This window comes from Serratia sp. (in: enterobacteria) (genome assembly GCF_046715635.1).
Classification (GTDB): domain Bacteria; phylum Pseudomonadota; class Gammaproteobacteria; order Enterobacterales; family Enterobacteriaceae; genus Chania.
In genome coordinates, this window is sequence record NZ_JBKJYW010000190.1 from 1 (window position 1) to 10101 (window position 10101).

The window sequence follows — 10101 nt, forward strand, 5'->3', positions numbered from 1 at the left end:
AAAAAATTCGCCTCAGCTTACCCATTCAGATAACGCCACGGCGTAAACGCTGGGACTACCTTGGCTGGGCGCTGGCTGCCGGTTTGGCAGCGTTGTTACTGGTGCCGCGCTTTATCACTCAGCCACAGGATTTTGCTCCGGCAGTGGTGCTCAATGCGGGTCAGCAGGGCGGTGGGCAATGGATTGTCAGCATGGACAGTGGCAAACGCCACCTGAGACTGACCCCGCTAAACCCACAACCCCTGGCAGTAGCCAATAGCCTGCAACTGTGGGCGATCCCGCCGGGTGAAAAACCGCGTTCCTTAGGTCTGGTTGCTGCAGAGAAGCCGACCGAGCTGGCCTTGAACTCGATGACGTTGGCACAGGGCATGACCATTGCCATTAGTCTGGAGCCCGCGGGTGGCTCACCTACAGGGCTTCCTACCGGTCCGGTGTTGTACAGCGGCCAGCTAACTTCGCTCTGATCTGATTGATATCTTTGGCGATGATTTTTTCGCTGACGACGATAATCGTTTTTACGACCATACTGAAGCTATCAATGATCGTTAAAGGTGACGTTATGATCTGGATTGAGCAAGGGTTGTACTTGAGAGTGGTGCAGATGGAAAATGCGCCCAAGCCTTATCCGTTGGATAGTGGATTCAGCCCGCATACGGCCTATCGTGCATTGGGGATGTACAATCCTTCGGAAACCGCCGACGCTTATTTTATCCTCTCGAACGACCGGGATGAGATCTGGTTTATCTGCAACCGCCATCTTAGGACGGTGGGCCTGTTCCCTGAAATCCACGATTTTAGATATTTGTTGTGAATTAGCAAAAATTTGAGCTAATAATCGATTGTGATACACTTTAAAGCCAGCAGAATAGGCTAAATTAGTACGGTAATCTTAAAAAGCCAGAGCAAGGAAGTTATCTGGCTGCTCTAATCTTTAAGGGGCCCTTGGTAGGGGAACCGTACACTGTACTTACTCAATTTAGCTCAGGCGGAGCACCTTTGCTCCCTGCAGGTTTGGCAACACCCCCCTGTAGACATTCTCAAACCTTCCGCACCGAAAGAAACTCGCGAAGATTTTAGCGTTTGTTGCGCTTTATCAAGTTTTTCAATAGATTACCTGTTGATTTTGTAAATTTATGTGATAAATTGTAATCGTTTTATTTTAAATATTAAATAAAAGGTAAAGGGAATGAGAATAGTAAATGTGGTTGCTTGCCTGATATTGGCATTTTTCTTAACAGGATGTGCGTCAGTTCCACCATTAAACTTTTCAGTGCCGAATGTTGGCGTCAGCAACAAAAAAATCGATGCTGAAATGAAATCTATCACGGTTTCGCTTGCAAGACCAGATGAACAAAAGGGCGATATTCAGGCAGGAATGGAAGGTGTTCCCCCATTATGGAAAAGCTCATTGGAAGAGTCGTTGAATAGAATGGCGATCTTTAAAGATAACTCTGAAAATAAAGTCAGCTTGTCAGTTAAAGTTCTTGCTCTCGACATTCCATCGTTTGGCGTAACCTTCACCACAAAAACTATTGCACGTTATGAATTAATTAACCGTGCAGATGGCAGTATCATTTATACGCAAGATATATCCTCCGTTGGTACTGTCTCTCCTGGTTATGCATTTGCTGGCATTGTTAGAGCCAGAGAGTCAATCAATAGAGCGGTACAAAACAACATAACGCAGTTTTTGCAAGCGCTTGAAACCGTCGATATGACTAAACCCATGTTCCCAACGAAGAAGTAAAAAATGAACAGAATTATGGTTCTTTTTGCTTTAATCCTTCTTTTGGGATGTACGCCAAACGTTTCTCCGAATAGCTATTCAGTGGGTTCCGTTGGAGAGGTTAATCGTACTGTCGCGGGAACGATCATCAGTGCCAGGAGCGTAAAAATTGATGGCACATCAGGGTTGGGAGCAGCCTCGGGAGCCGCAGTTGGTGCTACCGCAGGGTCAGCTTTGGGGGGGGGTGTACGTTCTAACATTGTGGGGGCCGTAGGTGGCGCAGTAATTGGGGGCGTTGCCGGAGCTCTGGCTGAGAACTCTATGACCAAGCAAGTAGGGATGGAATACGTAATCCAAACCGAAAATGGCAATCTGATGACGTTAGTCCAGGGAGAGACGCCAGCTTATGCAGTTGGAGCCAAGGTGTTAATTCTTTATGGTAGCCCATCAAGGATCATTCCTGATCCTAGAGTTTAAGTTCTAACCCCTAGCAAGCGGGTATTTATATTCGCTTAAGAAACAGCCAGTAACGAAAGTTAGCTGGCTGTTTTTGTATTGGAACACCATTCGCACCGTCTGCATGTGGAAACACCAAATCGTTCATGCAAGGCTAATATTAAACGCACAGCGGCAGGCTTGCTGACACCGTTATATGTTGCTCAGCAGTGTATCTATCATAGCTTGATGGCCACCAGCAGATGGTCAGTTGTGACATGGCCAGTACAACCACCTCGAATATCCCAAATCCCTCTTTTTTGAGATGCTGTTCATCTAAACAGTGATTTAAATTAAATGACCAAACAGGACAGAATTATGCAAGCTAAGAAAATCCATATTCTAACTAACAATTAGCACTGCTGGATAAATTTATCAGTACGTAACTCCCAGTTATTAATAGGGCCGCTTTCGAAGGGATTTTTTTATCCATGACCCGAAGCCCGGGCAAACCCCGACGAAAGGAGGTAATTCAAATGCAGATAAGTGATGGTCCAGATATACGCTGGTTAGTGAATCGCCAGCCTGCCGAGTGCGAGGTATTTCTATCATGAGCCTGGCAGGGTTAATCCAGTTTTCCAAAGGCCATTGGCAGTTACTGTTGATCTTAGGCTTCGCGGCTCTGTTGTTTGGTATGAACCAGCGTATCAATGCATTGGATGCCAGCCTAGGCCAGTACCAGAAAGATAACGAGGAGTTGAGCCGCGCATTGAACGCAAGAGATGAAACCATCGATGCGCTGAAAGGTGCCGCTGATGCCGATCGTCGTGCCACCGAACAACAGCTCAAGATTGAACAGCAAAAGAGGGCAAAGGCTGATGATGAAAACAGAATGCTACGCAAAGCGCTGGAGGATAACGACTGCAGTCATCAGCGGCTGCCTGCTGATGCTCTCAATATCCTGCGCGGAGCAACCAAAACCGGTGCCACCGGCTCCGCAACTGATCTACGTATACCCGCCAGCGGTATTGCTACAGCAGTGTGAGAAAACACCCTTTAACGGGGAGACTTTCGGGGATGCCATATTGGCCTTGCAGGTGAGCCAGAGTGAGCTTGATATCTGCGCCTCACGGATTGAAGCGTTGATTAAGTGGCGCTGTTGCTGAATTAATAGAGGTTGAACTTGCTAGGCCTTGGCTGACGGGCGTATCAGACAGCGCACGACGAACTAAAACGGCCAGCTAACTCTCGTTGCTGACCGTTTTCTATTATGCATGCCAATCACGCGGTCTGTTTATGGAACAATTCCCTAAACACCGGATAAATATCATCCGGTTCGCGGATATGTTGCATGGCGAAGTTTTCAAACGTTGCCTGCAGATGTTCATATTCGCGCCACAGCGTCTGATGGGCACGGCGGGTAATTTCAATATAGCTGTAGTAACGCACCATCGGCAGAATGTTTTTTGACAACAGTTCATGGCACAGCGGTGAATCATCTGCCCAGTTATCACCGTCCGAAGCCTGAGCGGCATAGATATTCCACTGTGCAGGATCGTAACGCTCCTCGACCACTTCGTTCATTAGCTTCAGGGCGCTGGAAACGATGGTGCCGCCGGTTTCCTGTGAGTAGAAGAACTCCTGTTCATCCACTTCTTTAGCCTGGGTATGGTGACGAATATAGACCACCTCAACGTTCTTATAGGTTCGGCTGAGGAACAGATACAGCAGAATATAAAAGCGTTTGGCCATGTCTTTGGTTGCCTGATCCATTGAGCCAGAGACGTCCATCAGGCAGAACATGACCGCCTGGCTGGAAGGTTCAGGCCGACGCTCGTAGTTCTTGTAGCGCAGGTCGAAGGTATCGATAAACGGCACGCTGTCGATTTTCTTGCGCAACTCGGCAATCTCCTTACGCATGCGCTCTTCTTCCAGCAGTTGCACCGGCTCGGTGTTTTCCAACTGGGCAAGGCTATCTTCAAGCTCATGCAAAGTCCGTCGCTTGCCAGCGGTCATAGCGGTTCGACGCGCCAGCGAGTTTTGCAGCGAACGCACTACGCTGATATTGGCTGGTACGCCGTTGGCGGTGTAGCCAGCACGGTGCGTTTTGTATTCGGTCAGCTGTTTGTACTGATTTTTCTTCAGGTTAGGCAGCGCCAAATCCTCGAACAACAGGTCGAGATACTCATCTTTGGAGATCTGGAAGACAAATTCATCCTGGCCATCCCCATCCTGGCTGGCATTGCCCTGGCCACCACCACCTCCGCCGCCGCCTTGCGGGCGTTCAACGCGGTCATTTTGGACGAAATGATCGTTACCGGGATGAACGCGATGGCGTTTACCGCCGCGCCCTTGATGAAACATTGGCTCGTTGATATCGCCACCGGGGATCGATACCGATTCCCCGCTGTCCACGTCGGTGACCGAACGCTTGTTGATGGCTTCGGCAATCGACTGTTTGATTTGCGACTTATAGCGGCGCAAGAAGCGCTGGCGGTTCACCATGCTCTTGTTTTTGCCATTCAGCCGTCGGTCAATGAAATACGCCATACATCCCCCAAACAACGTTGCCAACTTTCTCTACCTTGGGCCTTTCAGGCTGCAGCCGTTAGGCTACAACCCGAAATCCCCAGGTATAGGCTATCTATGACGTCAGCGGTCGTCGGTTTATGAAGATTTTCTCACCCGCAGATACCATTCGCACAGGAGACGAACCTGCTTGCGGGTGTAGCCTTTCTCCATCATCCGGTCGACGAAGTCATCGTGTTTTTTCTGCTCATCCGTTGAGGTTTTAGCATTAAAGGAAATGACTGGCAGCAGCTCTTCGGTGTTCGAGAACATTTTCTTCTCGATGACCGTACGCAGCTTCTCGTAACTGGTCCAGTTCGGGTTCCGGCCGCTGTTATTAGCACGGGCACGCAGGACAAAGTTGACGATTTCGTTGCGGAAATCTTTCGGGTTGCTGATACCCGCTGGCTTCTCGATTTTCTCCAGTTCAGCGTTCAGGGACTCACGGTCAAACAGCTGGCCGGTATCTGGATCACGGTACTCCTGATCCTGGATCCAGAAGTCTGCATAGGTCACGTAGCGGTCAAAAATGTTCTGACCGTATTCGGAGTAGGATTCCAGATAGGCGGTCTGGATCTCTTTGCCGATAAACTCGGCGTATTTCGGGATCAGATAGCCTTTCAGGTGCTCCAGGTATTTCTCCGCCAGATCCTGCGGGAACTGCTCACGCTCGATCTGCTGTTCCAGGATATAGAACAGATGTACCGGGTTAGCCGCGACTTCGGCATGGTCAAAGTTGAACACCCGGGACAGAATTTTGAAGGCGAAACGGGTCGAAAGGCCGTTCATACCTTCGTCCACCCCGGCATAGTCGCGATATTCCTGATACGACTTGGCCTTCGGATCGGTGTCTTTCAGGCTTTCACCATCGTAGACACGCATCTTCGAATAGATGCTGGAGTTGTCTGGCTCTTTCATCCGTGACAGCACGGTAAAGCGAGCCAGCGTTTCCAACGTGCCAGGGGCACAAGGTGCATGGGTCAGTTCGCTGTTATCCAGCAGTTTGTCGTAGATTTTAATCTCTTCCGACACCCGCAGGCAGTAAGGCACCTTGACGATGTAAACACGGTCGAGGAAGGCCTCGTTATTTTTGTTGTTGCGGAAGGTCACCCATTCCGATTCGTTAGAGTGCGCCAGGATAATACCGCTGAACGGCAGGGCAGAGATCCCCTCGGTACCGTTGTAGTTACCTTCCTGGGTGGCCGTCAGCAGAGGATGTAGCACCTTAATCGGCGCTTTGAACATCTCCACGAACTCCATGATCCCCTGGTTGGCACGGCACAGAGCACCGGAGTAGCCATAGGCATCCGGATCGTTCTGCGCATGGTTTTCCAACTTGCGGATATCCACTTTACCGACCAACGCAGAAATATCCTGGTTGTTTTCATCGCCCGGTTCGGTTTTGGCGATGGCGATTTGTTCAAGTATCGAAGGACGAACCTTCACCACTTTGAATTTGGTGATGTCACCGCCGAACTCATGCAGGCGTTTGGCGGCCCACGGCGACATAATGGTGCCAAGATAACGCGTCGGGATGTTGTATTCTTTTTCCAGAATATTGGCATCCTCCTGCGGGTTGAACAGGCACAGCGGATGGTCATTGACCGGGCTGCGCTCGCCGTTGGCGCTCAGGGTGTAAATCGGTACGCGCTGCATCAACGCTTTCAGTCGTTCTGCCAGCGAGGATTTACCGCCACCCACCGGGCCCAACAGATAAAGGATTTGTTTCTTCTCTTCGAGGCCCTGGGCGGCGTGTCTCAGGTAAGAAACTATCTGCTCGATAGCTTCTTCCATACCGTAGAATTCCTCGAAAGCCGGATAGCGTGCGATCACGCGGTTGGAGAACAGGCGAGACATACGCGACTCAAGCGCGGTATCGACCATAACGGGTTCACCGATGGCCATGAGTAGACGTTCTGCCGCATTGGCATAGGCACTGCGATCTTGCCGGCAGATGGTAAGAAATTCCTGCAGTGTGAACTCTTCGTCCTTGGCAGCTTCGTAGCGCTGGCGATAGTGGTCAAATATGTTCATGGCGATGCCCGTCCTTTCGTTATTAGCACAGGTTGAAAAAGGAGCTGGTGTTGGTATTCTGGCTCCCGAAAGCGTGAAGTTATGACTGAGTACAGCAACCCGTATGCCAACTTGGTGCGCTTATTATCGCGAGTTGCGCTGTATTGCCACTGGGCCCAGGCTAATTTCACCTTCTGATTTTAAGCTTAGTTGCATACTGAAAAATTTCCTGCAAGAGAAACGGTCTTTTTTAAGTCATTTCAATGACTCAGTTATGGCGAAGGGCGGCAAATGCCTTGGCTGGCGCGGGTTGCGGCAAAAAACGTCATCCTTTTGCCATCAATAATTCATATTCTGGATCTAAGTTATTCGATCTTCATCGTTTTCTATTGTAAAGATCCGGCAAGCCCGGACGTTTTGACATAAACTATAGCTGTTATTTACCCCCTTGTTATCTATGGAAAAAACCAGTGAAGATATCTAAACTCAAAACGCTAGCAATTATCGCTTCCGCAATGGTTTGTGCGCATAGTGCTCAGGCAGGAAGCTGGTCACTCGGTGCTTCAGCGCTGGTCAGCCCCGATCCTTATCGTGGTTATCAGGACCGTGTCTATCCCGTTCCTATCATCAATTACGATGGCGATGATTTTTATTTCCATACGCTGTTGGCTGGTTACAACCTGTGGAAAGATCAGCAAAATCAGCTGAGCCTGATCGCCTATTACTCGCCGTTGCACTATAAGCCAGGCGACAGTGACGACGACCGCATGAAGCAGTTGGACAAGCGTCGTAGCACCATGATGGCCGGTGTGGCGTTTACACATAGGGCTGAGTGGGGAACGATCCGTACGGCCTTCTCTGGCGATACGCTGGACAATAGTAACGGCTTGGTGGGTGATATTGCCTATCTCTATAAGTTCCAAGTGGACTCCTGGAGCTTTGCTCCTGGGATCGGGGTAAACTGGAACAGTTCAAACCAGAACCAATACTACTATGGCATCAATGGTGATGAGTCCCGCCGTAGTACCTTCGATAGCTACAAGCCGAGCGATAGCTGGTCGCCATACGTCGAGTTGACCACCAACTATAATATCAACGCTAACTGGAATGCCTTCTTCACGGGCCGTTATTTGCGCCTGGACAGCGAAGTTAAAGACAGCCCAATGGTTGATAAATCTTATACCGGCATGCTGTGGACGGGTGTTACTTACACCTTCTAACCATGCGGCGCACTATCTTGGTGCGGTGAATGTATCAAAAAGGGGCGTAAACGCTCCTTTTGCACATCCGAGGTGCGCGGGTGATGAAGAGAGGAGGGGCGAAATGACTCGCCCCTGCTTGATCAGCTATTTTTAATGCTGCGGATTTTCATCGCCAGGCGGGCAGGTTGCTCCCCGGAGGCGATCAGCGGCTTGCTTACGTGGCCGGTTTCCACACAGACCATGGTTTTGTAACCGTCGTTTGGCATGTCGGCCATGCTGCAGGAAAGCTCGACGCCTGGGTTCCAGGCGATCACATCACTCATATAGTGATGATTGACCTCGATGGTACGTTGTAATACCGGGTCCTTGATCAGGCTGCAAGGCGTGGCCTGGGTGTAGACGCGATCGGTTTGCCCGGTAAACTCCAGCTCCCCAACCTGACGTGCCTCGACCCCCTTCGCTACCTTATCGATATAATGCTCGCCTAAACCGGCAACTTTCACCTTGTCGATGTCGCCGATCTGGAAATAGCTGTGCAGCGCGGCGGTAGCCTGGTAGTCACCGTGTGATTCCAGCTCCATCTCGCACTCTTCACCCAGCTTGAAGCGGGCGATCAGGGTGAAAGCATGTGGCCACAATTTGCGGGTTTGTTCGTTGTCTTGCAGCGTGAAGGTCAGGATCACGCCGTTTTCGTCTTCATCGTGCGCGGTGAACTGCCACGGCTGATTACGGGCAAAGCCGTGGGAAGGGCTGCCTGCCGGGCCAAACCATGGCCAGCAGATCGGTACGCCACCGCGGATCGCCACGCCGTTTTTAAATGGCGTATTGTTGCTCAGCCAAAGCACCGGCTTATCACCGCTTGGCTGCCAGGCCAGCAGATGAGCCCCTTGCAGGGTAATGGCCGCACGGACTTTCGGATGAGAAACCACCACCACCGGCAGTTCGTCCAGTTGACGTTGGCTGATAAAAGGAGTGATTTGTTCGCTAACGGGTAGGGTGAAGATTTTTTCGTTCATGTTGTTGCCTTCTTTTCGCCGCAAAAACAAATAAAAAGGGCGACACTAGTGTCGCCCTTGATAATCAACTGCGCATCAAGCCATTACTTGGAGATGTGAGCGATCAGGTCCAGTACTTTGTTTGAGTAGCCAGTTTCGTTATCGTACCAAGAAACCAGTTTCACAAAGGTGTCGCTCAGCGCGATACCGGCTTTAGCATCGAACACAGAAGTCAGTTTCTCGCCGTTGAAATCGGTAGAAACCACTTCGTCTTCGGTGTAGCCCAGCACGCCTTTCAGCTCGCCTTCTGAAGCAGCTTTGATAGCAGCACAGATTTCTTTGTAAGAAGCTGGTTTTGCCAGACGGGCAGTCAGGTCAACCACAGATACGTTCGGAGTAGGAACGCGGAACGCCATACCGGTCAGTTTGCCGTTCAGTTCTGGGATGACTTTACCTACTGCTTTAGCCGCACCGGTAGAAGAAGGGATGATGTTCTGGGATGCGCCGCGGCCGCCGCGCCAGTCTTTGTGAGACGGGCCATCAACGGTTTTCTGAGTTGCGGTAGTCGCATGCACGGTGGTCATCAGAGCTTCAACGATGCCGAACTTGTCGTTGATCACTTTAGCCAGTGGTGCCAGGCAGTTGGTGGTACAAGAAGCGTTGGAAACGATTTCTTGGCCAGCGTAAGACTTGTGGTTCACGCCCATAACGAACATAGGGGTGTCATCTTTAGATGGGCCAGTCAGAACAACTTTCTTAGCACCTGCAGCGATGTGTTTACGTGCAGTTTCGTCAGTCAGGAACAGGCCAGTTGCTTCAGCAACGACGTCAACGTTGACTTCGTTCCACTTCAGGTTAGCCGGATCTCTTTCTGAGGTACAACGGATGGTTTTGCCGTTAACAACCAGGTGGCCGTCTTTAACTTCTACAGTACCGTCGAAACGGCCGTGAGTAGAGTCATACTTCAGCATGTAAGCCATGTACTCTGCGTCTAACAGATCGTTGATTGCAACGATTTCGATGTCAGAACGTTCCTGAGCAGCACGGAAAACAATGCGACCGATACGGCCAAAACCGTTGATACCTACTTTGATAGTCATATATTCCACCAGCTATTTGTTAGTGAATAAAAGGTTGGTTGTAAAATTACAAAAACCTTACC

General features: G+C 50.2%; 10 protein-coding genes. 6 read left to right on the top strand and 4 right to left on the bottom strand.

Annotated features, from left to right (window positions below; all coding sequences use genetic code 11):
* From ACLQ7H_RS09355 to ACLQ7H_RS09375, 5 genes are all read left to right on the top strand, one after another.
* A partial coding sequence (locus ACLQ7H_RS09355) for an anti-sigma factor domain-containing protein (RefSeq protein WP_411752419.1) occupies positions 1-464 on the top strand: 464 nt, incomplete at its 5' end.
* A 95-nt stretch (positions 465-559) separates the two neighbouring features.
* On the top strand, positions 560-811 hold the full coding sequence (locus ACLQ7H_RS09360; protein WP_411752420.1) for a hypothetical protein: 252 nt from the start codon (positions 560-562) through the stop codon (positions 809-811).
* Positions 812-1186: 375 nt separating this feature from the next.
* On the top strand, positions 1187-1747 hold the full coding sequence (locus ACLQ7H_RS09365; RefSeq protein WP_411752421.1) for a UDP-N-acetylglucosamine acyltransferase: 561 nt from the start codon (positions 1187-1189) through the stop codon (positions 1745-1747).
* Between the two features lie 3 nt (positions 1748-1750).
* The gene (locus ACLQ7H_RS09370) at positions 1751-2203 is read left to right on the top strand and encodes a hypothetical protein (RefSeq protein WP_411752422.1); all 453 of its coding nucleotides are present in this window, start codon (positions 1751-1753) and stop codon (positions 2201-2203) included.
* 568 nt (positions 2204-2771) lie between these two features.
* Positions 2772-3206, top strand: coding sequence for a DUF2570 family protein (locus ACLQ7H_RS09375; protein WP_411752423.1), 435 nt, complete (start codon positions 2772-2774; stop codon positions 3204-3206).
* Positions 3207-3442: 236 nt separating this feature from the next.
* On the opposite strand, the gene ACLQ7H_RS09380 is transcribed toward ACLQ7H_RS09375, so the two are convergent.
* Positions 3443-4711, bottom strand: coding sequence for a YeaH/YhbH family protein (locus ACLQ7H_RS09380; protein ID WP_411752424.1), 1269 nt, complete (start codon positions 4709-4711; stop codon positions 3443-3445).
* A 117-nt stretch (positions 4712-4828) separates the two neighbouring features.
* Positions 4829-6763 carry a protein kinase YeaG gene (gene yeaG, locus ACLQ7H_RS09385; protein ID WP_411752425.1) on the bottom strand — a complete coding sequence of 645 codons (1935 nt, stop codon included), beginning with the start codon at positions 6761-6763 and terminating at the stop codon, positions 4829-4831.
* Between the two features lie 494 nt (positions 6764-7257).
* Between yeaG and ACLQ7H_RS09390 the strand changes: the two genes are divergently transcribed.
* A complete protein-coding gene (locus ACLQ7H_RS09390; RefSeq protein WP_411752427.1) occupies positions 7258-7962 on the top strand; it encodes a MipA/OmpV family protein in 705 nt (234 codons plus the stop codon).
* Positions 7963-8084: 122 nt separating this feature from the next.
* On the opposite strand, the gene ACLQ7H_RS09395 is transcribed toward ACLQ7H_RS09390, so the two are convergent.
* Positions 8085-8960, bottom strand: a complete 876-nt coding sequence (locus ACLQ7H_RS09395; protein WP_411752426.1) for a D-hexose-6-phosphate mutarotase — start codon at positions 8958-8960, stop codon at positions 8085-8087.
* Positions 8961-9043: 83 nt separating this feature from the next.
* A complete protein-coding gene (gene gapA / locus ACLQ7H_RS09400) occupies positions 9044-10039 on the bottom strand; it encodes a glyceraldehyde-3-phosphate dehydrogenase (RefSeq protein WP_021181204.1) in 996 nt (331 codons plus the stop codon).
* Positions 10040-10101 lie beyond the last annotated feature (62 nt).